We start from the raw sequence: 22,752 nt of genomic DNA, 5'->3' as shown, positions 1-22,752 counted from the left end.
TCGCTCACGCCGAGTCTCGGACCCGCGACGCCGAGTCTCGGGGCCGCGACGCGCGTCAGCGCCCCGCGGCCTCGGCGACGAACTCGTCGCGGGTCACACCGACCATCGCGGTCGCCGCGGCCGCGGCAGCGTCGGCGTCCCCGGCGACGACGGCCCGCCCGACGGCCTCGTGCCGACCGGCAGCGGCGCCGGTCCACCGCGTGATCGTGTCGCGCGACTCCGACGTGCGGGTGCGGAGGAGCGCCTCGACGGTGCCGGCGAAGTGCCCGAACACGGCGTTGCCCGACCCGGTGAGGAGCGCGCGGTGGAAGCGGACGTCCGCCTCGAGGTAGGAGCGGCCGTCCCCGCTCGCCGCCGCGGCGACCATCTCGAGCGCCGCGGCCAGCACCGGAGCCCCGGCCTCGGCCCCACGCCCGGCGAGCAGCGACGCCGCGACGGGCTCGATCCCGAGCCGGAGTTCGAGGAGTTCGCGCTGCTGGACGAAGTACCCGTCGGAGAGACCTCGCCACCGGATGACCGACGGCGAGAGCAGCTCCCACGACGTCACGGGCAGCACCTGGGTCCCGATGCGCTGTCGCGGCTCGACGAGTCCGAGTGACTGCAGGACGCGGAGCGCCTCGCGCACGACGGAGCGCGACACGCCGAACTCGGTCGCGATCTCCTCAGGACGCAGCACGACGCCCGCTGGCGATGCGCCGGACACGATCCGCTGACCGAGGGTGTCGAGCACCTGGGCGTGCAGTCCGCGGGGCGTGCTCATCGTTCCTCCATGCAGTACGGATCGCGCACCGGGCGCGACGTGTGCTCCATCAGACCGGCAGACTGCCCCGACGGGTGTGTGCCGCGCGGAAGACCGACGTATAGTCTGATTAATCAGATTATTCGATGTCGCTCCGAACGGCATCGAAGCCCGGAACCAAGGCGACGGAGCCGCGCGGAAGCGTCTCCAGGAAGGGGCGCAGATGCCTCACCTCGCACCAACCAGCGCGAGCACCGTGCTCGCTGCCGGCACCGACACGGTCGATCCGTCCGGTCCGGTCTCGCAGCTCGTGATCGCGGCGCTCATCGGCATCGTCGTGATCATCGTCCTGATCACGTGGCTCAAGATCCACCCGTTCATCGCGCTGACGGTCGGCGCGGTCGGCGTCGGCATCGGCGCGGGACTGGCACCGGACAAGGCCGTGACGAGCTTCGGCGTCGGTTTCGGCGCGACCATGACGAGCGTGGGCATCCTGGTCGGGCTCGGGTCGATGTTCGGCAAGATGCTCGTCGACTCGGGCGCCGCGGACCGGGTGGTGGACACCCTCGTCCGGAAGTCGTCGAAGGCGGCGCTGCCGTGGACGATGGCGCTCATCGGCGCGCTGATCGGCCTGCCGATGTTCTTCGAGGTCGGCCTGGTGCTCCTCATCCCGATCATCGTCCTCGTCGCCAAGCGCAGCGACGTGCCGATCATGAAGATCGCCGTCCCCGCCCTCGTCGGTCTGTCCACGATGCACGCGTTCGTCCCGCCGCACCCCGGCCCGCTCGTCGCGATCTCGACGGTCGGCGCGAACCTCGGCACGACACTCGCCTTCGGCATCGTGCTCGCGATCCCGGTCATCATCCTGGCCGGCCCGGTCTTCGCCCGCTTCGCGGCCCGCTGGGTCGACATCCCGGCACCCGACCTGTTCGGCTCGCGTGGCAGCGACCCGGCTCACGAAGGACGGGAGGCCCGGCGCGGCCCCGCCACGCAGGACACCGCGTCCCTGCCGAACGGCAAGAGCGACTTCACCCGCGTCATCAGCGAACCGCGCAGCCCGTCGTTCGCGGTCGCGCTGATCGGCATCCTGCTGCCGGTGGTGCTCATGCTCGCGCAGGCGATCCGCGAGGCGACGATGCCCGACGCCGCTGGCGCCTGGGTGAGCTTGCTCGACTTCCTCGGTTCGCCGATGGTCGCGATCGGAATCGCTGCGCTGTACGCGATCGTCTTCTTCGCGATCGGCGGCGGCATGGACCGCTCGGCCGTGTCCCGGTCGCTCGAGAGCGCGCTGCCGCCCGTCGCCGGCGTGCTGCTCATCGTCGGCGCGGGCGGTGGGTTCAAGCAGGTCTTGATCGACACCGGGATCGGCGGGGTGATCGCCGACGCCGTGAAGGACTCCGGGATCTCGGTGCTCCTCGTCGCATGGGTCGTCTCGGCGCTGGTCCGTGTCGCCACCGGTTCGGCCACGGTCGCGACCGTCACGGCTGCCGGCATCATGGCCCCGATCGCGCAGGACCTGTCGTCGCCGGTGGTGTCGCTCCTGGTGCTCGCGATCGGCGCGGGCTCGGTGTTCCTGTCGCACGTCAACGACGCCGGGTTCTGGCTGGTGAAGGGGTACCTCAACACCACGGTGGGGCAGACGTTCAAGACGTGGACGGTGCTCGAGTGCCTGATCTCGGTGTTCGGGTTGCTCGGCGTCCTGCTCGCGGGGGTGTTCATCCGATGAGCACGCATCCATTGAGTACCGACAACGCGCTCGACGCCCGCGTCCTCGTCGTGATGGGGGTCTCCGGGTCCGGCAAGTCGACCGTGGCCGAGATGGTCGCGAAGCGGCTCGGGTGGGACTTCGCCGAGGGCGACGCGATGCACCCGCAGGCGAACGTCGACAAGATGCACGCCGGGATCCCGCTCGACGACGACGACCGCTGGCCGTGGCTCGAGGTCGTCGCGAGCTGGATCCGCGACCACCTGGACTCCGGCACGAACGGTGTCGTCACGTGCTCGGCGCTGAAGCGCTCGTACCGTGACGTCCTCCGGGCGCCCGGTGTGGTGTTCGTGCACGTCGCCGGCGACAACTCCTTGATCGAGGACCGGATGACGGCCAGGTCGGGGCACTTCATGCCGGCGTCGCTCCTGGCGTCGCAGCTCGCGACCCTGGAGCCGCCGCAGGACGACGAGGCGCACATCACCGTCGCCGCCGACCGCACGCCGGAGGAGGAGCGCGACGAGGTGATCGAGCGGCTGGGGCTCGAACCCGGCGTCAGGTGAACTGGATCGGGGTACCGACCGGCAGCGCCGCCAGGGTCTTCGTCATCTCGGCGGAGATCCGCACGCATCCGTGCGAGCTGCCGGTCGGGTCCGGGTAGAAGTGCAGCGCCGTCAGTGCGGCGTTCCCCCCGTACGACGGGATGCGGGAGGAGTGCGCGCCGGTCAGGATGATCGGGTTGCCCTGCGTGTAGGTCACCCGCGCGTCGACGTATGCCGCTTCGACGTAGGTCGCCGTGGCGGTCGGGGTCGGGTCGTCCGGTGTGCCGAGCCGTGCCGGCTCGCTCGCCACGACCTGGCCGCTCCGCGCCACGACCGAGACGGTGTCCGCCGCGACGTCGACCCGGATCGTCCGGTCCGTGTCCACGACGCTGAAGTCGGCGGCGCGGGCCCACGCGAACGTCGCACTCGGGGCGTCGGGCACGCCACCGTCACCCGGCGTGCGGTTCCGCGCCGGGGTCGACACGAGCAGCATCCCGCCGTCGACGCCGGCGGAGCGACCCCACACGGCCGTGGCGGCGGGGAGCTCCACCGTCGACACCGTCGCCGAGAGCGTCCCGATGGGTGCAGCGTCGGCGTCCGGGCTGGCGTACAGCGCGACGAGCTGCTCGTTCGGGGTCGCGATCTGCCAGCCGTTCTCGGGGTGGACGTCCGAGCCGTCGAGGAGCGCGGGGATCACCGCGTCGTGGAACGCGAGCGGCAGGGCCGCGAGTTCCGCCGCCGACGGTGCCGCGGGCACGGCGGCGAGGGCCGGCGTCGGCGTCGGCGTCGGCCGCCGGGCGGCGGCGGTCGTCGGTGGGCTCGCCTGGTCGCGGTCCGGTACCAGGGCGAGCCCGACGCACACGACGGTACCGACGAGGGCAGCACCGGCCACACTCGCCACGATCCACGTCCGCCGTCGCACCACGGGCCTCCTGTCCGGTCCTAGCGTTCCGTGACGCGGCCGGACTCGACGCGCCACTGGCGGTCCAGCCGGACCGTCTCCAGCATCCTCCGGTCGTGCGTGACGAGCAGCAGCGTGCCGTCGTACGAGTCGAGTGCCTGTTCGAGCTGCTCGATCGCCGGGAGGTCGAGGTGGTTCGTCGGCTCGTCGAGGACCAGGACGTTCACACCGCGGGCCTGCAGCAGCGCGAGGCCGGCGCGCGTGCGTTCGCCGGGGGAGAGCTCGCCGGCCGCGCGGCCCACGTGGTCCGCCTTGAGACCGAACTTGGCGAGGAGGGTCCGGACCTCGGCGGTGGCCAGCTCCGGCACGAGGCCCTCGAACACCGCGGCGAGGGGCTCCGTGCCGGTGAACAGCCCGCGGGCCTGGTCGATCTCGCCGACCGCGACGCTCGACCCGCAGCTCGCCGTCCCGGTCGTCGGCGACTGCTTGCCGAGCAGGGCGCGGAGCAGCGTCGACTTGCCGGCGCCGTTGGGGCCGGTGATCCCGATGCGGTCGCCGCCGTCGACCTGCAGCGACACCGGACCGAGCGTGAAGTCGCCCTGCGTGAACGTGGCGTCCGACAGGGTCGCCACGACCGCGGAGCTCCTCGGCGCCTGGCCGATCGTGAACTCGAGCTGCCACTCCTTGCGGGGCTCCTCGACCTCGTCGAGGCGTGCGATGCGGGACTCCATCTGGCGAACCTTCTGCGCCTGCTTCTCGCTCGACTCCGATGCAGCCTTGCGCCGGATCTTGTCGTTGTCCGGCGCCTTCTTCATCGCGTTCCGGACGCCCTGGCTCGACCACTCCCGCTGCGTCCGGGCCCGTGACACCAGATCCGCCTTCGTCGACGCGTACTCGTCGTAGGCGTCCCGCTTGTGCTGTCGGGCGATCTCGCGTTCTTCCAGGTAGGCGTCGTAGCCGCCGCCGAAGAGCCGGTTCGACGACTGCGCGAGGTCGAGCTCGAGGACGCCGGTGACCGACCGGGCGAGGAACTCCCGGTCGTGGCTGACGAGGACGACCCCGCCGCGGAGGCCCGTGACGAACGCCTCCAGCTTCGCCAGACCGTCGAGGTCGAGGTCGTTGGTGGGTTCGTCGAGCAGGACGACGTCGAACCGGGACAGCAGCAGCGCGGCCAGTCCGACCCGTGCGGCCTGACCGCCGGACAGCGACGTCATGAGCGCGTCCGTGTCCACGGTCAGCCCGAGGTCCGCGAGAACGGCCGGGACGCGCTCGTCGAGGTCGGCCGCGCCCGACGCGAGCCACCGGTCGAGCGCGGTGGAGTACCGGTCGGCGGCGTCGGCCGGGGCATCCGGGTCCCCGAGGGCAGCCGCGGCGGTGTCCATCTCCGCGGTCGCCGCGGTGCAGCCGGTCCGTCGTCCGAGGTACCCGGTCACGGTCTCCCCGTCGACCCGCTCGTGTTCCTGGGGCAGCCAGCCGACGAACGCGTCGGCCGGGGCGAGCGACACAGTGCCCGCGAGCGGCTCGTCGACGCCCGCGAGGAGCCGCAGCAGGGTGGACTTGCCGGCGCCGTTCACGCCGACGACGCCGATCACGTCCCCGGGGGCGACCGTGAGGTCGAGCCCCTCGAACAGTGTGCGTGCGGCGTAGCCGCCGGCGAGGCCCTTGACGACGAGCGTGGCGGTCATGGTGCAATCGTCCCATGGACGCATCAGTGGCCGTGGTCGGGCCGGGAGCCATCGGGACCGTCGTCGCCGCAGCACTGCACGACGCCGGTCGGACGCCGCTGTTGTTCGGTCGTACGGCTCGGGACCACCTGGAGCTCGTGGACGTGTCCGGGCGGATCGTGGTGCCAGGGCCCGTCGAGACCGATCCGCGCGCCGTGACGGACCCCGTCGACGTCGTGCTCCTCGCCGTGAAGGCGACGCAGGTACCGGCCTGCGCGCCCTGGCTCGCCGCGCTCTGCCGACCGGGCACCGTGGTCTGCGTGCTGCAGAACGGGGTCGAGCAGGTCCGTTCGCTCGCGCCGCACGTCGCGGGTGCCGACGTCGTGCCGTCGGTGGTCTGGTTCCCGGCCGAGACGCAGCACGACGGCACCGTCTGGCTCCGTGCGACGCCGCGGCTGACCCTGCCGGACGCGCCGGGTACCGGAGCCCTGCTGCGCGCGCTGGACGGCACGCGGGTCGAGGTCGACGTGGCGCAGGACTTCACGAGTGTCGCGTGGCGGAAGCTCCTGCAGAACGCCGTCGCGGGCCTCATGGTCCTCACCGGGCGTCGCGCCGGGATGTTCGCGCGGGACGACCTCGCGCGGCTCGCGCACGACTACCTGCGGGAGTGCCTGCTCGTCGCCCGTGCGGAGGGGGCGGACCTCGGCGACGACGTGCCCGACGCACTCGTCGAGCAGTTCCGTGGCTCGCCCCCGGACATGGGGACCTCGATCCTCGCCGACCGGATCGCGGGGAACCCGCTCGAGTGGGACGTGCGGAACGGCGTGGTGCAGCGGCTCGGAGCGGCCCACGGCATCCCGACACCCGTGAGCGACGTGCTCGTGCCGCTCCTCGCCGCCGCGAGTGACGGACCGGGCTGATCCCGTGGCAGGATCTCCGGTGTGCTGACCGCGGTGTTCCTGCTCGTCGCCGGGGTCCTCGCCGGCGTGATCGGCACCGCTGGCGGCATCACGTCGCTCGTCGCCTACCCCGCGCTCCTCGCCGTGGGTGTGCCGCCCCTCGCCGCGAACGTCACGAACTCGGTCGCGCTGCTCGGCAGTGGTGCGAGCTCCGCCCTGCGCGCCCGAGCGGACCTCGTCGGACACGGCCAGACCCTGCGGCGGTGGATGCCGATCACGGTGATCGTCTCCGCGGCGGGCGCGGTGCTGCTGCTCCTCACGCCGTCGCACCTGTTCGACCGGATCGTGCCGTTCCTCGTGGCGGCCGGGTCGGTGCTGCTCCTGGCGCAGCCGTGGATCGACCGACGGCGCGGATCGGCCACGATGCGGCCAGGGGTCGCGACGACGAGCGTCTCGGCGGTCTCGCTCTACAACGGGTACTTCGGCGCGGGGTCCGGCGTGCTCATGATCGCCGTCATGCTCCTGGACGGGGAGCCCGTGCTGCACCGGGCGAACGCGCTGAAGAACGTGCTCCTGCTCGCGGCGGACGTCCTGCCAGCGGTGGCGTTCGCCCTGTCCGGGACCGTGGTGTGGGGGATGGTGTGGCCTCTCGGCATCGGGGCGGTCCTCGGTGGCCTGATCGGACCGAGCGTCGCGCGTCGCGTCCCGCCGACGCCGCTGCGCATCGCGATCGCCGTCTGCGGGTTCGTGTTGGCCGTGTACCTGTTCGTCGAGGCGTGACGCGGGACCGTTCCATGCCAGAGCCGGACGCCCGCAGGCTCGCCGGGGTCACCGCGTCAGCGTCGGGCGTCCGCCGGCACGCCGGGATCACCGGGTCAGCAGCTCGATCCACTCCGCGCGCTCGGTGAGCAGGTGGCGCTGCCGAGCGCGACCATCAGCGGTCGAGTGCTCGTCGCGTCGGCTGAACCGCAGGAGGTCGAGGAACACCACGGCCACGCAAGCGCGGAACACCACCGGTTCGGCAGCGTCCGTCCCAGCGGCGACGATGCGCACGAGCGCGTCCTGGTCGACCCGGTCGTGGCTCAGCAGCGTCGCGAGGTCGAACGTTCGCGGCCCGCTGCCGATCGCCTCGACGTCGACCACGCCGCTGACCGAGCCGCCGTCGAACAGGACGTTGGCCGGCCGGAAGTCCCCGTGCACCATGTCCGTGCGCGGCCACGTGGCGCGGTCCGCGTCCCGGAGGAGCCGGTCGCAGACGTCGAGCATCGGCCCGGGCGCGCCGGACTCCGCGCGGAGCCGTTCCCGACCCGCTCCGATCTGCTCCTGCAGGAAGTCCGTCCAGCAGTGCTCCGGCGACGGGTCGATCCCGGCCTGCGACTCGACGACCGCGATCAACGCCTCCGCCGTCGCCGTGTCCACGTCGTCGGTCGTGTGCCCTGGGCACCACTCCTGGACCTGGTAGCCGATGCCCGCTCCGGTCGTCCCGGACGCGAGCCACGCCGGCGTCGGGTAGCCCGCGTGCCGAGCGACGTCGACCGCGTGCCGGGCGGCGACGATCCGCACCGCCCACTCCGCGTCCGCCGTCGTCTTCAGGACGGCAGCGGAGTCGTCCTCGGCGCGGACCAGCCAGGCGCCGGTCTGCCGACCACCGTCGAGCCGTTCCGCGAGGTGCCAGCGCCGTCCCGTCACGGCCGACGCGTCGCGGAGCGCCGCCTCGGCCTGTGCGCGGTCCGTCGTCATCGGCGCACGCGTTCCACGATCGTCCGGGCGACCTCCGGCGCCGGGGTCGTGGTCGTGTCGACCACCTCGGCTGCGTCGCCCAACCACCCGTCGAACGCCGCCGCGTACCGGTCGACGCGGCTGTGCCGGAACGTGGACGGCCCGAGCACCTCGTCGCCGTCGATCCGCGCCCGGAGCGTCGCCGGCTCGGCGTGCAGCACGAAGTGCCGGATCGGGACGTCGTACCGGGCGAGTCCGTCGCTGATCTCGCGCCAGTACGCCTCGACCAGCACCGTCATCGGCATCACGAGCGTCCCGCCGGTGTAGTCGAGCACCCGACGGGCGGTCTCGACGACGAGGGGACGCCACGGGTCCCAGTGCTGGAAGTCATCGAGGTCCGGGAGCGGTGGCGAGACGTCCATGAGCGTCTCGCCCACCTTCTCGGCGTCGAGGACGTGCGAACCGGGCAGCAGGTCCCGGACGAGCGCGGCCGTCGTCGTCTTGCCCACCCCGTGCGTGCCGTTCAGCCATACGATCACGGCACCGACGCTAGCGCGACGCGGGTCGGGAAGCCGGGACGTCGACGATCCGCTCGGCACCGACGACCGGATCGAGCGTGCCGGCCGACGTGGCTGCGAGGTCCGCCACGAGGGTCGGGATCGCCGGGGCGGGGACCCACAGTTCGAAGGTCGCGGCCGTCCCGTACCGGGTCTCCGCCAGCGTCGCGCCGTGGTGCCGCACCCAGTCGCGCAGCACGTTGTCGACCCGCCCGGCATCGGCGTGCCGGACGTCCACGGTCACCGACGTCAGGGCTTCGCGGCGGACGGTCTCGGCTCGGTCGAGTGCTTCGGACACCGACGTCGAGTACGCGCGGACGAGTCCGCCTGCACCGAGCTTGACACCGCCGAAGTACCGCGTCACGACCGCAACGACGTCGGTCAGTTCGCGGCGTCGCAGGACCTCGAGCATCGGTACGCCAGCGGTGCCGGACGGTTCGCCGTCGTCCGAGGAGCGCGCCTGGTCACCGAGGACGCCGGTCACCATCGCGGTGCAGTTGTGTCGCGCGTCCCAGAACCGCTTCCGGACCTCGGCGATCGCCTGGTCCGCCGCGTCCGGGTCGGACACCGGGACGAGGGTGGTGATGAACCGCGACTTCGTGATGACGATCTCGTGCTCGACCGTGGCCGCGATCGTGGACGGGTAGCGGCGGCTCACCCATCGAGCGTACCCGCGCGGGGGTGCAGCTCAGCTGCGGGCAGGGACGAGGACCAGGGCGAATAGGCTCGGGAACCGTGTTCGAACTCCACCACCTCTCCGCGCAGGAACTCTGGGACTGGATTCGCCGCGGCGACACCACGGCCCGCGAAGCGACCGAGCACTTCCTCGCCCGCATCGAGCGGTTGGACCCGGGACTCGGTGCCTTCGTGACGGTCACCGCGGACGCTGCGCGCGAACGAGCCGACCGTCTCGGCCACCTGGTGCCGACGTCGAGACCGTTGTGGGGCCTCCCGTCCGGCGACAAGGACCTGTACGACCGCGCCGGCGTGCCCACCGGATCCGGGACGGCGTCGTTGCCGGAGCGGCCGGCGACGGCCGACCACCCGCTCGTTGCGGCGCTCGACGCCGCCGGTGCGGTGAGCCTCGGCAAGACGGCGAGCCCGGAGTTCGGGATGTCATCGTCGTCCGAGACGGCGCGCGGTGTCACGCGCAACCCGTACGACACGAGCCGGGCTCCTGGTGGGTCGTCGAGCGGCGCCGCGGTCGCGGTCGCGGCGGGACTGCTGCCGGCGGCCGTCGGCTCGGACGGCGGGGGATCGGTGCGGATCCCCGCTGCCGCGACGGGCCTCGTCGGGCTGAAGCCGAGCCGGGGCCGCGTACCGTCGTTGCCCGGCCGCTCGGGCGTGGGCGGGCTCTCGGTGGCCGGGCCGCTGACGCGCTCCGTCGCGGACGCGGGCATGTACCTGGACGCGCTCGTGGCGCCCACGGGCCTCGACGAGCCCGCGCCGTACGCGCTCGTCACACCGGACGTCGGTGACGGACCGTTCACCGCGGCGGCCGTGCGAGGCGAGGGGCGGTTCGTCCTCGGCGTGCTCGACGGGTCGCCGTGGGACGACGCGGTCGACATCGTGGTCGATCCGGCGGCACAGGCGGCTGTTGACAACGCACTCCGGGTGCTCGGCGAGCTCGGCCACGGCATCGAGGACGTCGCGATGCCGCGCGTGCCGTACGCGTCGGCGTTCCGGGTCGCATGGGAGAGCTCTGCCGCGCGGCTGCCGTCCGTCCCCGGCATCGACCTGTCCGCGCTCACCCCGTTGGTGTCCTGGCTGGTCGCCAGGGGCCGGGCGCTGACGGGAACGCAGGTCCTCGACGCGATGACGGCGCTCGACTTGTTCTCGACGACGCTCATCGGTGCGTTCGACCGATTCGACGCCGTCGTCACGCCGACGCTCGCGCTCACGCCGCGTCCGCTCGGCTGGTACGGCGAGGACCCCGAGGAGGACTTCCGCCGCCAGTGCGCGTACTCGCCGTGGACGTCGATGGCGAACGTGGCGGGGCTCCCGGCGATCACGCTCCCGGTCGGGGTGACCGAGGACACGCACCCGGACGGCGGTGGGCTCCCGATGGGCGTGCAGCTCATCGGCCGGCCGGGTGGGGAGCGCACGCTGCTGGCGCTCGGCGCGCAGCTCGAGCGGCGCATCCGCTGGCAGCGGCGGCACCCGCCGGTGTGGTGAGGCGCGCTGGCGAGTGGCACCGGCTCCGCCCGCGGACGCACCCAGACGGGAGGCTCGTGCCGACCCCGCGCCGACCCTCCCGTCCGGCCCGTGTCAGGTGCTCCCGCCGCGCCGGTCTCGGCTCCCCGCCGGTCGGGTCTCGGCGCTCCGCCGGTCGGGTCGGCTCCCCGTCGGTCGGGTCGGCTCCCCGCCGGTCGGGTCGGTTCGTGACTGGTCACGACATCCCGTTGGTTGATCGTCGAGTGGTCGGGGGCCGTCGTCTGCGCTGCGCGCGGCCGACGACGTCGGACCCCTCGACGTACGTGAGCGGGGTGTTGTGACCAGTGGGCGAGGGACCAGTGGGCGACGCGCCTCGCCCGGCCCGGCCCGCCCTACGGGAGCGTGGGGGCGGCGTCGACCAGCGCGCGGGTCAGCGGGTGTGCCGGGGCGTCGAGCAGGGACACCGGACCGTGCTCGACGATGCGGCCGGCCGACATCACCGCGACCGAGTCGCACAGCCGCTGCACCACGCCGATGTCGTGCGACACCAGGACGAGCGTCAGCCCGAGCTCGGCGGCGAGCGAGTGGAACAGGTCGATCACCCGCGCGCGGACGACCACGTCGAGGGCACTCATCGGCTCGTCCCCGAAGAGGATCCGCGGCCCGTGCACCACCGCCCGGGCGATCGCGATCCGCTGCCGCTGCCCACCCGAGAACTCGTGCGGGTACCGGTCGGCAGCGTCGGCGGGCAGGTCCACCCGCGACAGCGCCGACGCCACGAGCGCCGTGTGCGACCCCGGGATCCGGAGCGCCCGCAGCGGCTCCCCGACGATCGCCCCCACGCGCATCCGCGGGTCCAGCGACGAGTACGGGTCCTGGAACACCACCCCGGTCTCGCGACGGAACCAGCGCATCGCGGCCGCGGACCCGGAGGCGACCACCGGACGGCCGCCGGCCGACACGGTGCCTGCGGAAGGGGCCTCCAGTCCGGCCAGCAGGCGGACGAGGGTCGACTTGCCGGAACCGGACTCACCGATGATCCCGAGCCGCGCACCGTCGGGGACCGTCAGGTCCACGCCGTCCACGGCGGTGCGGACCGGGCCGGGCTCGAACGGGCCGCGCCGGGGGAGTCGGTACGTGCGGTGCAGTCCGACTGCTTCCAGGGCGGTCACGGGGTCCTCCTCGCGGTGGCGCGGGCGGCATCGACGAGTGCGCGCGTGGCGGGGTGCTGCGGGGCGGCGAGGAGGTCGGCGACCGTTCCCGTCTCGACGACCCGGCCGGTATCGAGCACGACGGCCGTGTCCGCGATCCGGGCGAGCACGGCGAGGTCGTGCGTCACGAACAGCACGGAGACGTCGAGTCCCTCGAGCAGGTCGAGGATCCGCGCCTCGGTCGTGACGTCGAGCGCCGTCGTGGGTTCGTCGGCGACGAGGAGGTCCGGCCGGCCGGCGATCGCCATCGCGATGCAGATGCGCTGCCGCTGCCCACCGGAGAGCTGGTGCGGGTACTGCCGGAGCAGCGACGCGGGATCAGGGAGCCCGACCTGCTGGGCGAGTTCGACCGCTGCGCGGTCGGCAGCCCGCCGGTCGAGTCCGCGGTGCAGTCGGAGCGGCTCGGCGATCTGCTTCCCGACGCGACGGAGCGGATCGAGCGCGGTGCCCGGCTCCTGGAAGACCATGCCGATCCGCGCGCCGCGGAACGCGGCACGCGACCGGTCGGGCATCCCGACGAGCTCCTCGCCGTCCAGCCGGATGCTGCCGGTCACGTCGGCGCCGCTCGGCTCCAGGCCCATCAGCGCCAGCGACGTCATGGACTTGCCGGATCCGGATGCGCCGATCACGCCGACCCGCCGGCCGGGAGGCACGGTGAACGACACGCGGTCCAGGACCGTCCGCCCCGTGATGCGGACCGACAGGTCACGCACCTCCAGTCCGCCGGCCGCGGTCGCGTCGGTGGTCGCCGCGCTGGTCGCGTCGGTGGGCGTCATGCGATCCCCTCGGTCCCGGTCACCCGTGCGGAGTCCGCGCCAGGCACGGGTCCGGTATCGGGTGCACGATCGGCGTCCCGCGCGGCGTCGCCCGTCGTCAGGCGCGGGTCGGAGGCGTCGCGGATGGCGTCGCCGAGCAGCGAGAGCGCCGCCACGACGAGGGCGATCGCCGCACCCGGCCACGTCGCGCTCCATGGGTGCACGCCGATGTACGTCTGCAGGTCGGACAACAGGCTGCCCCACGACGCCGTCCCGGAGCCCGCGCCGTAGCCGAGGTAGGACAGGCCCGCCTCGGCGAGGACCGCGGTCGCCATCGCGAGCGAGAGCTGCACGGTGAACAGCGGCGCGGCGTTCGGGACGAGGTGCCGGACGAGCACGCCCCAGGGACCGACGCCGGACGCCTTGGCCGCGACGACGTAGTCGCTCCTGGCGATGCGACGGATCTCCCCGCGGGCGACGCGGGCGATCGTCACACCGAACGCCAGGCCGACCGACACGATGACGACGCCGAGCGACCCGCCGAAGATCGCGGTGAGCAGCATCGCCGTGAGCAGCGTGGGGAAGGCCACCAGGATGTCGAGGAGCACGGCCATCCCCTCGCGCACCCACCGCGCGGTGAGCGCCCCGATCGCCGTGAGCACGATGCCGACGACGCTCGCGATGACCCCTGATCCGACCGCGACGATGACGGTGGTGCGGGTGCCGGCGAGCAGGTAGCTCGCGATGTCGCGCCCGACCCCGTCGGTGCCGAACCAGTGCGCGCCGCTCGGCGGCTCCCACTGGTGGAACGGGTCGGTGCGGAACGGGTTCTCCGGCGTCCAGAACAGGGACACGACGGCGAGCACCACGAGCAGGCCGAGCACGACGACGGCGAACACGCCCGTCGGCCGGGCGAGGATGCGGCGGAAGGCCGTCACGACGCCTCCCGCTGTCGGGGGTCGAGCGCACGGTGGACGACGTCCACGGCGAAGCCGACCAGGAGCACCAGGCCGGTGAGGACGAGCAGCTCGGACTGCACCTTCGTGATGTCGCGGCGACCGACGTCGGTCACGAGCATCCGGCCGACGCCCGGCAGCGAGAACAGCTGCTCGACGACGACCGCGCCGACGAGGAGCCCGGCGATCTGCACGCCGAGGACCGCCAGCACGGTGAGCGCCACGCTCGGCAGGCCGTGCCGGACGAGCGCGCCGTTCCGGGTCAGCCCGATCGCCGCAGCCGTCCGGACGTGGTCGGCGTCGAGCACCGACAGTGTGGCCGAACGGGTGAAGCGGAGGATGACGGCGCCCTCGACCGCACCGATCGTCAGCGCGGGGAGGACCAGCGACGAGAACGCCCGTCCGGGTTCCGACCAACCGTCGAGCGGGAAGCCCTGCGTCGGCAACCAGTGCAGCGTCACCGCGAAGAGCGCGACGAGCAGCATCCCGGCCCACACGATCGGGACCGCGGCGACCGCCTGGGCGACGAAGGCGATGACCGCACCGCCCGCCCGTCGACGGAGCACGGCTGCGACGACCCCGAGCGGGACGCCGAGCACGAGGGCGGCGGCGAGCGACATGCCAGCGAGGGGGAGCGTCACGCCGAGCTTCTCGGTGATCTCCGGGGCGACCGCGCCGTCGGTGACGAGCGACCGACCCAGGTCCCCGCCGAACACGCCGCCGATCCAGTCGAGGTACTGCACCACCACGGGGCGGTCGAGGCCCAGCTGCTGCCGGAGCTCCTCGACCTGCGCCGGGGTGGCCTGCGTGCCGGCGACGATCTGGGCGACGTCGCCGGGCAGCACGCGGAGCGTGGCGAAGATGATGATGCTCGCCACGAGCAGACCGACGACGAGCAGCAGCAGTCGCCCGACGAGGAACCGGGTCACGAGTCGATGCTAGTTGGCCGGTCGCTCACTTCACCGCGAGCTTCGAGAGGTCGAAGCGCGAGTTCGTGCCGTCGAAGGGCACCCCGGTGACGCCCTTCCGGACGGCCGTGATCGACGTCGACGTGTACAGCCACTCGCCGGCCGCGTCCTCGCTGACGATCTTCGCCGCCTTCCGGAGATCGGCCGCCTTCTCGTCCGCACTGGTCGCTGCGACCGAGTCTGCGTAGAGCTGCTGCACCTCGGCGTTGTCGTACCCGAAGTAGTAGTCCGGGTTCGCCCAGTTGCCGAAGTCACGCGCCTCGACGTGGTCGACGATCGAGAGCTGGAAGTCCTTCTTCTCGAAGACCTGCGAGAGCCAGGTGGCGAAGTCGACGCGCTTGACCGTCAGGGTGATCCCCACGTCGGCGAGCTGCGACTTCAGCACGTCGCCGATGGTCGACGGGTAGATGTTCGCGTACGTCAGCGTGAGGTCGAGCTTCGGGGAGCCGGCCTCGGCCAGCAGCTTCTTCGCGTTCGACGGGTCGTACGCGTCGATGTCCGTCAGGTCCTCGTAGCCCGGGTCCAGCTGGGGGATCGGGCCGCCCTGCTCGACGCCCGTGCCACCGATGGCCTTGATGATCGCCTTGGAGTCGATCGCCTGCCGGATCGCCTGGCGCACCCGCTTGTCGGTGAACGGTGCCGCCTTGTCGTTGAACGCGAGCGTGTACTTGTCGGTCGTCTTGCCCGTGTGGAGCGTGATGTCGGACGAGTTCTGCAGCTGGCTCTTCAGCGTGCCGTCGACGGCGGTCTGCACGTCGAGGTCGCCGTTCGCCATCGCGTTCACGGCCGTCGAGGGCTGCGTGATGTACCGGAAGACGATCTTCGCGACCTTCGCCTTCGTGCCCCAGTAGTCCGCGTTCCGCTCGAACGTCAGGGAGTCGCCCTGCTTCCAGCTCGCGACCTCGTACGGTCCGGTGCCGTTCGCGGTGTCCGAGCGGTCGTTCTTCGCCGCCTTCTCCAGCACGAGGCCCGAGCGCCCGGTGAGGTTCCAGAGCAGGTCGGAGTCCGGCTTCGACAGCTTCAGGACGACGGTGTCCGCCGACGGCGACGCGATCGACGACACGTTCGCGAGCTTCGCCGAGTCGACGTAGGACGCGTTGTCCTTGACCTGCTGCAGCGACCAGACGACGTCGTCCGCGGTGACGGGCTTGCCGTCCTGGAAGGTGGTGCCCTTGCGGAGCGTGAACGTGTACGTCAGGCCGTCGCTCGACACCTCGTGCTTCGACGCGAGCACGTCGCGGACGTCACCGTCGGCCGTGCGCCCGACGAGGCCCTGGTACACGTTGTCGATGAGGACCTGGTCGAGCGCAGCGCCCGACTGGGTGCGGATGTCGAGGCTCGTGGGCTCGAGGACCAGGCCGACCCGGACCGTGGCGTCGGTGCCGCCGGTCTCGTTCGACGATCCGGCGCAGCCCGCCAGCGCGATTCCGGTGACGAGCGCCACGGCGGTCGCGACCATCGCGGTGCGATGGCGGCTGCTGCGGGGGAGGGAGAAGCTCATGGGTTGTGGGTTCCTTCCGGCGCTGGAGCGACGGTCGTCGCGCGCGCTCGGAAGAGGCTACCGGCGCGCGGGGGTTTCTTCGATCCCGTGCAACAAACCGTTACGAGTCGCCCATTCCCGGATCGCCGCCGCGAGCTCGAGCGGTGCCTGCGTCTGCACCGCGTGCCGTGCCTCGACCGTGACGATCGTCGCGTCGGGGAGTCGTTCCGAGAACGTGGTCACCAGCTTCGGGGACACGTAGCCCCGGTCGCCGCGGACGAGCAGGATCGGGACCTCGAGTGACTCCAGGTCGGGCCAGGCGTCCGCGAACCGACCCACCGACGAGGTCCGTCCCTCCGGCAGGTGCGGGAAGTGGTGCCGTCGGACGAGCGTGCCGTCCTGACCGAGTCGGGTGGTGTGCCGGGCCTCGCGGAGGAGGACCTGACGATCGTCACCGACTCGGGCCTCGATCGCCCGGTCGACGACCTCGTCGAGGGAGGTGAACGGCGTCTCCGACTCCAGTGCCCGGGCGATCCGGTCCACGGCACGCTGGGCGAAGTCCGGGGACATGTCGACGAGCACGAGTCCGGTGACGCGTTCCGGAGCGGTGGCAGCGATGCGCGCCGCGAGGATCGCACCGAGGGAGTGCCCGACGAGGACCCCCGGCGGCACGTCGAGCGCGTCCATCGCGGCGAGGACGGTGGGTGCGGTCGCGGACGCCGCGTAGTCGGCGTCGTCCCGCCAGGCCGACCGGCCGTGGCCCGGGAGGTCCAGGGCGACGGCCGGCTGGCCGACGGCGATCGCCGTCTGGTCGAAACTGTGGGCGTCGATCCCGAGCCCGTGCAGGTAGGTGATCCGAGCCTCCCGGCCCGGCGCCGCCGGATCCTGCCACCGGATCGCGGAGACGGCGCCTCCCGTCGTGGTCCGGATCTCCTGCCGGGAGGCTCGGAGCGGCTCCGCCACGCCGCTCGCGCGGGCGAGGTCGGCCAGGTCGCGGAATTCGTCGTCGGAATCGGGCACGAGCGTCAGTCTCGCAGGTGGTCGCCGCCCTGGAGTCGTTAGGTAAGGCATGCCATACTCGAACCGTGGCAGCCCGGTACCGTGTCTTCTCCGTCCGCGTGGCAGCCGTCACCTCGCTCACCCCGCACTTCGTCCGGGTGACGCTGACCGGTGACGAGCTCGGTGCGTTCTCCTCGGTCGGGCTCGACCAGCGGATCAAGGTCGTCCTGCCGATCCCGGGGCTCGGGTTCACGGACCTGCCGGACGGCGAGGACTGGTATGCGGCCTGGCGTGCGCTGCCCGACGAGGCGCGGAACCCGCTCCGCACCTACACGGTGCGTTCGTTCCGCCCGGACGCCCACGAGCTCGACATCGACTTCGTCGCCCACGGCGACGCCGGTCCCGCGTCGCGCTGGGTGTCGTCGTGCCGGGTCGGCGACGAGCTCCGGATCGTCGGGCCCGCGGTGCCGTCGTCACCGGCGGAGCTGCCGACGGGTGCCGCCGAGTTCGCGCCCGGTTCCGCGAACCGGATCCTGCTCGCTGGCGACGAGACCGCCGCTCCGGCCATCTGCGCGATCCTCGAAGCCCTCGACGTCAGCACCGTCGGACACGTCTTCATCGAGGTCCCGACCGACGCGGACCGGCTGCCGGTCACCGCGCCCGCCGGGGTCGAGGTCCGCTGGATCGCCCGGAACGGCGCATCCCACGGCGTGCGGATGACGGACCAGGTGCACGCGTGGGCGTCGACGGCGGTGGCCGGTGGTGCCTGTTCCTCCTCGGACGAGCTGGTGGACGTGGACGTCGACCAGCAGGTCCTCTGGGACATCCCGCCCGTGACCGACTCGCAGCTCTACGCCTGGATCGCCGGGGAAGCCGGGTGCATCAAGGAGCTCCGGCGGCACCTCGTGCGTGGCGTCGGGCTCGACCGCAAGCAGGTCGCGTTCATGGGGTACTGGCGGCACGGCAAGGCCGAGAACTGAGCGCCGCGGCTCCGTCGGCGGTGGCTGCTCCGGCCACCGCGCTCGGCGCCAGGGGTCTGACACTCGCCTACGACGACCGGGTCGTCGTGGACGGACTCGACGTCGACATCCCCGACGGTGAGCTGACCGTCATCGTCGGACCGAACGCGTGCGGGAAGTCCACGCTGCTGAAGTCGCTCGCGCGGACGCTCAAGCCGACCGCCGGCACGGTCTACCTCGACGGTGCACCCATCTCGTCGTTCCGCCCGAAGGCCGTCGCGCGCCGCGTTGCGATGCTGCCGCAGACCCCGATCGCCCCCGACGGGATCACCGTCCGCGACCTCGTGTCCCGCGGACGCTTCCCGCACCAGGATCTGTTGCACCCGACGTCCGGCTCCGACCGCATCGCCGTGCAGCGGGCCCTCGAGCAGACGGACACGGTGTCGCTCGCCGACCGGGCAGTCGGAGAGCTCTCAGGTGGGCAACGGCAGCGGGTGTGGATCGCCATGGTGCTCGCGCAGGAGACCGACATCGTCCTGCTCGACGAACCCACGACGTTCCTCGACATCGCGCACCAGTACGACGTGCTCGAGCTCGCGTCGACGTTGCACGCGGCCGGTCGGACCGTCGTCGCGGTGCTGCACGACCTCAACCAGGCCGCGCGGTACGCCACGCACGTGATCGCGATGCGGGCGGGGTCGATCGTCGCGTCCGGTCCGCCCGCGTCGGTCCTGACGGCGGACCTCGTCGAGGACGTCTTCGGGCTGCCGTGCGTGGTCGTCCCCGACCCCGAGACCGGCACGCCCCTCGTGGTCCCGCGCCGCCCGCGCTGAGGCGCGCTGCGCGCCGCGTTCGCTCCGCGTTCACCCTGGTCCCGCCGCGCTCGCGTCGAGATGCACGGCGCGGTGTGTGCCCGTGTCCACGTGTGCCCCGACTGGTGTGCCCCGACTGGTGTGCCCCGACTGGCCACAACACCCCGCTCAGCTTCGGCGAGTGGTCGAAGATCGTCGTCGTACGCCCGGCCGGGCGACAGTTTATGGCCGCTCGACGAACGCGAGCGGCGAGTCACGACCACTCGCGGGCACTCGCGGGCGGGTGCGGGCGCAGGCGCGGGCGGACTAGCGGTAGCCGCCGTCCTCCAGGCCCGCCTCGATCTCGAAGCGGTTGCGCAGGGGATCGCGGCCGGCGATCGCGTACAGGATCGGCATGAGCATGCCGTACCGGCGCCACTGCGACACGTGGACGCGTTCGTGCCGGAGCACCCGGTCGCCGTCGTTGTCCCTGGTGAGGTACACCGACCCGACGCACGTGCCGCCGCGCCGGAACACCCACCGCGGCAGCCCAGAGCACACGATCAGCCCGTCGACGCGGCGGATCGGGCCGGTCGACAGCGGCACGCCGATCGACAACCCGACGAGTGTCGCGAACGCCCAGCCCGCCCACGACACGGGGGAGTCGAGCAGCGGGTTGCGCATCCGCTACTCCGGGCGGCCGTAGGTCTCGAGGAGGCGCAACCAGATCTCGTTCATCGTCGGGTACGCGGGGACGGCGTGCCACAGGCGGTCGAGCGGGACCTCTCCGACGACCGCGATCGTCGCGGCCTGGAGCATCTCCGCGACGTCCTGGCCGACGAAGGTCATGCCGACGACGACCCCGCGGTCCTCGTCGACGACCATGTTCGCGCGCCCCGTGTACCCGTCCGCCTGCAGGGCGGCGCCCGCGATGTTCCCGAGTTCGTACTCGACGGCGCGGACGTTCAGCCCCTGCTGCTTCGCCTTTGCCTCGGTCAGGCCGACGCTCGCGACCTCCGGGTCCGTGAAGGTCACCTGCGGTGCCGCGGCGTGGTCAGCGGTGGCGACGTGCGCGCCCCACGGCTCGGTGTGCAGCGGCGTGCCCTGGTACCGCGCGGCGATCGCCTCGCCGGCGGCACGCGCCTGGTACTTGCCCTGGTGGGTGAGGAGCACGCGGTGGTTGACGTCGCCCACGGCGTACAGCCAGTCCGTCCCCGTCACGAGCATCGTGTCGTCGACGTCGAGCCAGTCACCCGCGGTGAGCCCGATGGACTCGAGTCCGAGGTCGGCGGTGTGCGGCGTGCGCCCGGTTGCCGCGAGGACCTCGCTGGTGATGACCGTGGTGCCGTCGTCGAGGGTGGTGGTGACCAGTCCGTGCTCGTCACGGTCGACGCGCGTCGGGTTCACGCCCGTGCGGACGTCGATCCCGGACTCGCGCATGGCGTCGGCGACGAGTTCGCCGGCGAAGGGCTCCATCCCACCGAGCAGCCCATGGCGAGCGACGAGGGTGACCTTCGCGCCGAGGGACGCCCACGCGGTCGCGAGCTCGGTGCCGGCGACGCCGCCACCGATCACCAGGAGGCTCTCCGGCACCGACCGGGCGCTCGTGCCCTCCCGGGTGCCCCACGGCTTCGCGTCCGCGAGCCCTGGGACGTCCGGCAGCGCGTGCAGCGAGCCGGTGACGACGGCGACGGCCGCACCGGCGGTGTGGGTGGTGCCGTCGACCTCGATGGTCTTCGGGCCGGTGATGCGGGCGTGGCCGCGGACGAGGTCGATGCCGGCGGACTCCAGCCAGGAGACCTGCCCGTCGTCCTTCCAGTCGCTCGTGAATGAGGTGCGTCGTGCGAGGACCGCCGCGGCGTCGAGCGAACCCGTGACCGCCTCTGCCGAACCGGCGAGCCGCTTCGCCGCCGCGAGTGCGTGGCCACTGCGCAGGAGCGCCTTCGAGGGCATGCACGCCCAGTACGAACACTCACCGCCCACGAGTTCCGCCTCCACGATCGCGACCGAGAGGCCGCGCTTGTGGGCGTAGTCCGCCACGTTCTCGCCGACAGCGCCGGCGCCGATCACGATGAGGTCGTAGTCCGTCATGCGGCCGAGCGTACGCGGAGCGGCATGAACCGGACCGAGTGCGGGTCGTCCCCCGGGCTACACCACCCGGGCGGCCGCGCTCAGGGCGCCGACGGCCCGCAGGATGACGCCCATGTCGTCCACGGCACGGTCCGGGTCGACCGGCGCGAAGCCGGTGAGCGCTGCACCGACCAGCCGGCGTCCGCGCGTGGCGGCCTGGATCCGCTCGACGAGCGCCGCACCGTCGATGCCGAACGGAACGGGTTCCAGGAGCCCGTCGAGTTCGGACGGGTCGAGGACGTCGAGGTCGACGTGCACGTAGACCGAGTCGGCACCGGTCGCCTCGACGGCGGCGGCGATCGCGTCGGGAGTGGCCGCGTCGACGTCGAGGTGCGCGATGCCCGCCCTCGTGACGGCGTTTGCCTCGGCCTCGTCGATGCCCCGCGTGCCGGCGAGCACAACGGACGCGGGAGCGACGGTCGGCAGCGACGGGAAGAGCTCGGTCGGACGGTCGACCAGGATCCGGAGCGCAGCGGTCTCGGCGGCGATCGGCTGGGCACGGTTCAGCGCCCGGTAGCCACTCGACCCCGAGATCCGGACGAACGCGGTGCCTGGCTCGAGGGCGACGCTGCCACCGAGTGCGCTCGACCCGTCGCCACCGATGACGAGCACCGGTTCGGATGCGATCGCGGTCTCCTCCGCCACGCGCTCCGCGACGTGGAGCACGGAGGTGTAGCGAGCGAGCGCGGTCTCGAGTCGGTCGCCGGCCCCGGTCGGGACGTCGACGACGGTGGTCGCGGTGCGGGGGAGATCGGCTGCTATGGCTGCGGCACCGTCGCCGAGGCGCATCGCACGCGACGACGCCGAACCCTGCCACTGACCGACGACGAGGAACTGCATCTCCTCAGTCTGTCAGGCGGGTCCGGCGTCGTCCGCAGTGCGTGGCCGGTTCAGCTCAGAGCGTCGACGAGCCGCCGGACTTCAGCGCGGCGAGACGCGCCTCGACCTCGGCGTCCTTGCCGACGTCCTCGAGGCTCTCGAACTGGGAGTCCAGGCTGGACGACTGGAGTTCCTGCTGACCGATGACCTTCGCCTCTTCGCGGCGGACCTTCTCCTCGAAGCGGTTGAGGTCGCTCGTCGGGTCGGTGATGTCGATGTTGCCGATCGCGTCGTTGACCTTCGACTGGGCTTCGGCCGTCTTCGAACGCGCCACCAGGCTGTCGCGCTTGGACTTCAGCTGCTCGAGCTTCTGCTCCATGTTCGTGATGCCGGTCTTGAGCTTCTCGACCTGCTCGTTCTGGGTGGCCAGCGGGGAGGCGTTGTCCTTGACCTCTTGCTCGGCGGCGATCTGCTTGCCGATCGCGATCTTCGCGAGGTTGTCGAACTTGTCGGCGTCCTCGGTCTTGCCCGCTGCGCGGTACTTGTCCGCCGCTGCCGATGCGTTGAGTGCCTTCTGGCCCCACTCCTGCGCGGCCTTGACGTCTTCCTCGTTGTCCTGTTCGAGCAGGCGGAGATTGCCGATGGTCTGGGCGACCGCGCTCTTGGCGTCCGCGATGTTGTTCGTGTAGTCGCGCACGAGCTGGTCGAGCATCAACTGCGGGTCTTCCGCGTTGTCGATGAGCTGGTTGATGTTCGCCCGGACGAGCGTGGAGATGCGACCGAAGATCGACTGCTTTGCCATTG

The 22,752-nt window shown here is 72.2% G+C and carries 23 protein-coding genes; 7 read left to right on the top strand and 16 right to left on the bottom strand.

The window, feature by feature from the left end; all coding sequences use genetic code 11:
• Window positions 1–55: 55 nt before the first annotated feature.
• Window positions 56–760: a FadR/GntR family transcriptional regulator gene (locus tag AAEP80_RS13770; RefSeq protein WP_420364816.1), complete on the bottom strand. Its 705-nt coding sequence runs from the start codon at window positions 758–760 to the stop codon at window positions 56–58.
• 202 nt (window positions 761–962) lie between these two features.
• Here AAEP80_RS13770 and AAEP80_RS13765 point away from each other — a divergent pair, with 202 nt between their 5' ends.
• Both AAEP80_RS13765 and AAEP80_RS13760 read left to right on the top strand, forming a co-directional pair.
• Window positions 963–2,465: a GntP family permease gene (locus AAEP80_RS13765; RefSeq protein WP_420364815.1), complete on the top strand. Its 1,503-nt coding sequence runs from the start codon at window positions 963–965 to the stop codon at window positions 2,463–2,465.
• Window positions 2,462–3,007, top strand: a complete 546-nt coding sequence (locus AAEP80_RS13760; protein ID WP_420364814.1) for a gluconokinase — start codon at window positions 2,462–2,464, stop codon at window positions 3,005–3,007. Before AAEP80_RS13765 ends, AAEP80_RS13760 begins: the two co-directional genes overlap by 4 nt.
• On the opposite strand, the gene AAEP80_RS13755 is transcribed toward AAEP80_RS13760, so the two are convergent.
• Together AAEP80_RS13755 and AAEP80_RS13750 are read right to left on the bottom strand one after the other, a co-directional pair.
• The gene (locus AAEP80_RS13755) at window positions 3,000–3,908 is read right to left on the bottom strand and encodes a L,D-transpeptidase (RefSeq protein WP_420364813.1); all 909 of its coding nucleotides are present in this window, start codon (window positions 3,906–3,908) and stop codon (window positions 3,000–3,002) included. The genes AAEP80_RS13760 and AAEP80_RS13755 overlap by 8 nt on opposite strands.
• A 20-nt stretch (window positions 3,909–3,928) precedes the next feature.
• Window positions 3,929–5,572 (bottom strand): ABC-F family ATP-binding cassette domain-containing protein, encoded by a 1,644-nt coding sequence (locus tag AAEP80_RS13750; RefSeq protein ID WP_420364812.1) that lies wholly within the window; start codon window positions 5,570–5,572, stop codon window positions 3,929–3,931.
• A 14-nt stretch (window positions 5,573–5,586) separates the two neighbouring features.
• Between AAEP80_RS13750 and AAEP80_RS13745 the strand changes: the two genes are divergently transcribed.
• Window positions 5,587–6,471: an oxidoreductase gene (locus tag AAEP80_RS13745; RefSeq protein ID WP_420364811.1), complete on the top strand. Its 885-nt coding sequence runs from the start codon at window positions 5,587–5,589 to the stop codon at window positions 6,469–6,471.
• Between the two features lie 21 nt (window positions 6,472–6,492).
• Window positions 6,493–7,230, top strand: a complete 738-nt coding sequence (locus tag AAEP80_RS13740; RefSeq protein WP_420364810.1) for a sulfite exporter TauE/SafE family protein — start codon at window positions 6,493–6,495, stop codon at window positions 7,228–7,230.
• Window positions 7,231–7,317: 87 nt separating this feature from the next.
• Here AAEP80_RS13740 and AAEP80_RS13735 read toward each other — a convergent pair whose 3' ends face one another.
• From AAEP80_RS13735 to AAEP80_RS13725, 3 genes are read right to left on the bottom strand one after another with little or no spacing between them, the layout of a single operon-like run.
• Window positions 7,318–8,190 carry a phosphotransferase family protein gene (locus tag AAEP80_RS13735; RefSeq protein ID WP_420364809.1) on the bottom strand — a complete coding sequence of 291 codons (873 nt, stop codon included), beginning with the start codon at window positions 8,188–8,190 and terminating at the stop codon, window positions 7,318–7,320.
• Window positions 8,187–8,708 (bottom strand): AAA family ATPase, encoded by a 522-nt coding sequence (locus AAEP80_RS13730; RefSeq protein ID WP_420364808.1) that lies wholly within the window; start codon window positions 8,706–8,708, stop codon window positions 8,187–8,189. The genes AAEP80_RS13735 and AAEP80_RS13730 overlap by 4 nt, the downstream gene beginning before the upstream one ends.
• Before the next feature lie 10 nt (window positions 8,709–8,718).
• Window positions 8,719–9,384: a YigZ family protein gene (locus AAEP80_RS13725; RefSeq protein WP_420364807.1), complete on the bottom strand. Its 666-nt coding sequence runs from the start codon at window positions 9,382–9,384 to the stop codon at window positions 8,719–8,721.
• A 77-nt stretch (window positions 9,385–9,461) separates the two neighbouring features.
• Here AAEP80_RS13725 and AAEP80_RS13720 point away from each other — a divergent pair, with 77 nt between their 5' ends.
• A complete protein-coding gene (locus AAEP80_RS13720; protein ID WP_420364806.1) occupies window positions 9,462–10,901 on the top strand; it encodes an amidase in 1,440 nt (479 codons plus the stop codon).
• 371 nt (window positions 10,902–11,272) lie between these two features.
• Here AAEP80_RS13720 and AAEP80_RS13715 read toward each other — a convergent pair whose 3' ends face one another.
• The 6 genes from AAEP80_RS13715 to AAEP80_RS13690 are packed head-to-tail and all read right to left on the bottom strand — an operon-like array spanning window position 11,273 to window position 17,270.
• The gene (locus AAEP80_RS13715; protein ID WP_420364805.1) at window positions 11,273–12,052 is read right to left on the bottom strand and encodes an ABC transporter ATP-binding protein; all 780 of its coding nucleotides are present in this window, start codon (window positions 12,050–12,052) and stop codon (window positions 11,273–11,275) included.
• Window positions 12,049–12,867, bottom strand: coding sequence for an ABC transporter ATP-binding protein (locus tag AAEP80_RS13710; RefSeq protein ID WP_420364804.1), 819 nt, complete (start codon window positions 12,865–12,867; stop codon window positions 12,049–12,051). The genes AAEP80_RS13715 and AAEP80_RS13710 overlap by 4 nt, the downstream gene beginning before the upstream one ends.
• Entirely contained in the window at window positions 12,864–13,784 is a 921-nt protein-coding gene (locus AAEP80_RS13705) for an ABC transporter permease (RefSeq protein WP_420364803.1), read from the bottom strand. The genes AAEP80_RS13710 and AAEP80_RS13705 overlap by 4 nt, the downstream gene beginning before the upstream one ends.
• Window positions 13,781–14,731 (bottom strand): ABC transporter permease, encoded by a 951-nt coding sequence (locus tag AAEP80_RS13700; RefSeq protein WP_420364802.1) that lies wholly within the window; start codon window positions 14,729–14,731, stop codon window positions 13,781–13,783. Before AAEP80_RS13700 ends, AAEP80_RS13705 begins: the two co-directional genes overlap by 4 nt.
• A gap of 25 nt (window positions 14,732–14,756) precedes the next feature.
• Window positions 14,757–16,271: an ABC transporter substrate-binding protein gene (locus AAEP80_RS13695; protein ID WP_420364801.1), complete on the bottom strand. Its 1,515-nt coding sequence runs from the start codon at window positions 16,269–16,271 to the stop codon at window positions 14,757–14,759.
• A gap of 57 nt (window positions 16,272–16,328) precedes the next feature.
• The gene (locus tag AAEP80_RS13690) at window positions 16,329–17,270 is read right to left on the bottom strand and encodes an alpha/beta fold hydrolase (RefSeq protein WP_420364800.1); all 942 of its coding nucleotides are present in this window, start codon (window positions 17,268–17,270) and stop codon (window positions 16,329–16,331) included.
• 65 nt (window positions 17,271–17,335) lie between these two features.
• On the opposite strand from AAEP80_RS13690, the gene AAEP80_RS13685 reads away from it, so the two are divergent.
• Both AAEP80_RS13685 and AAEP80_RS13680 read left to right on the top strand, forming a co-directional pair.
• Complete coding sequence (locus AAEP80_RS13685) at window positions 17,336–18,229, top strand: siderophore-interacting protein (protein WP_281264773.1); 894 nt, start codon at window positions 17,336–17,338, stop codon at window positions 18,227–18,229.
• Between the two features lie 20 nt (window positions 18,230–18,249).
• Window positions 18,250–19,041, top strand: coding sequence for an ABC transporter ATP-binding protein (locus tag AAEP80_RS13680; protein ID WP_413601760.1), 792 nt, complete (start codon window positions 18,250–18,252; stop codon window positions 19,039–19,041).
• Window positions 19,042–19,326: 285 nt separating this feature from the next.
• Here the strand turns inward: AAEP80_RS13680 and AAEP80_RS13675 are convergent, their stop codons facing one another.
• Genes AAEP80_RS13675 through AAEP80_RS13660 form a run of 4 tightly spaced genes read right to left on the bottom strand, consistent with a single transcriptional unit; the run spans window position 19,327 to window position 22,750 of the window.
• Entirely contained in the window at window positions 19,327–19,683 is a 357-nt protein-coding gene (locus AAEP80_RS13675) for a Fe-S oxidoreductase (RefSeq protein ID WP_420364799.1), read from the bottom strand.
• Between the two features lie 3 nt (window positions 19,684–19,686).
• A complete protein-coding gene (locus AAEP80_RS13670; RefSeq protein ID WP_420364798.1) occupies window positions 19,687–21,090 on the bottom strand; it encodes a dihydrolipoyl dehydrogenase family protein in 1,404 nt (467 codons plus the stop codon).
• A gap of 57 nt (window positions 21,091–21,147) precedes the next feature.
• Entirely contained in the window at window positions 21,148–21,969 is an 822-nt protein-coding gene (locus tag AAEP80_RS13665; protein WP_420364797.1) for an arginase family protein, read from the bottom strand.
• Window positions 21,970–22,024: 55 nt separating this feature from the next.
• Window positions 22,025–22,750 carry a PspA/IM30 family protein gene (locus tag AAEP80_RS13660; protein ID WP_402728895.1) on the bottom strand — a complete coding sequence of 242 codons (726 nt, stop codon included), beginning with the start codon at window positions 22,748–22,750 and terminating at the stop codon, window positions 22,025–22,027.
• Window positions 22,751–22,752: the final 2 nt, after the last annotated feature.

This window comes from Curtobacterium sp. L3-7 (assembly GCF_048756585.1).
GTDB lineage: Bacteria > Actinomycetota > Actinomycetes > Actinomycetales > Microbacteriaceae > Curtobacterium.
The sequence above is the reverse complement of the archived record's forward strand: the minus strand, read 5'-3'. Positions and strand labels throughout refer to the sequence as shown.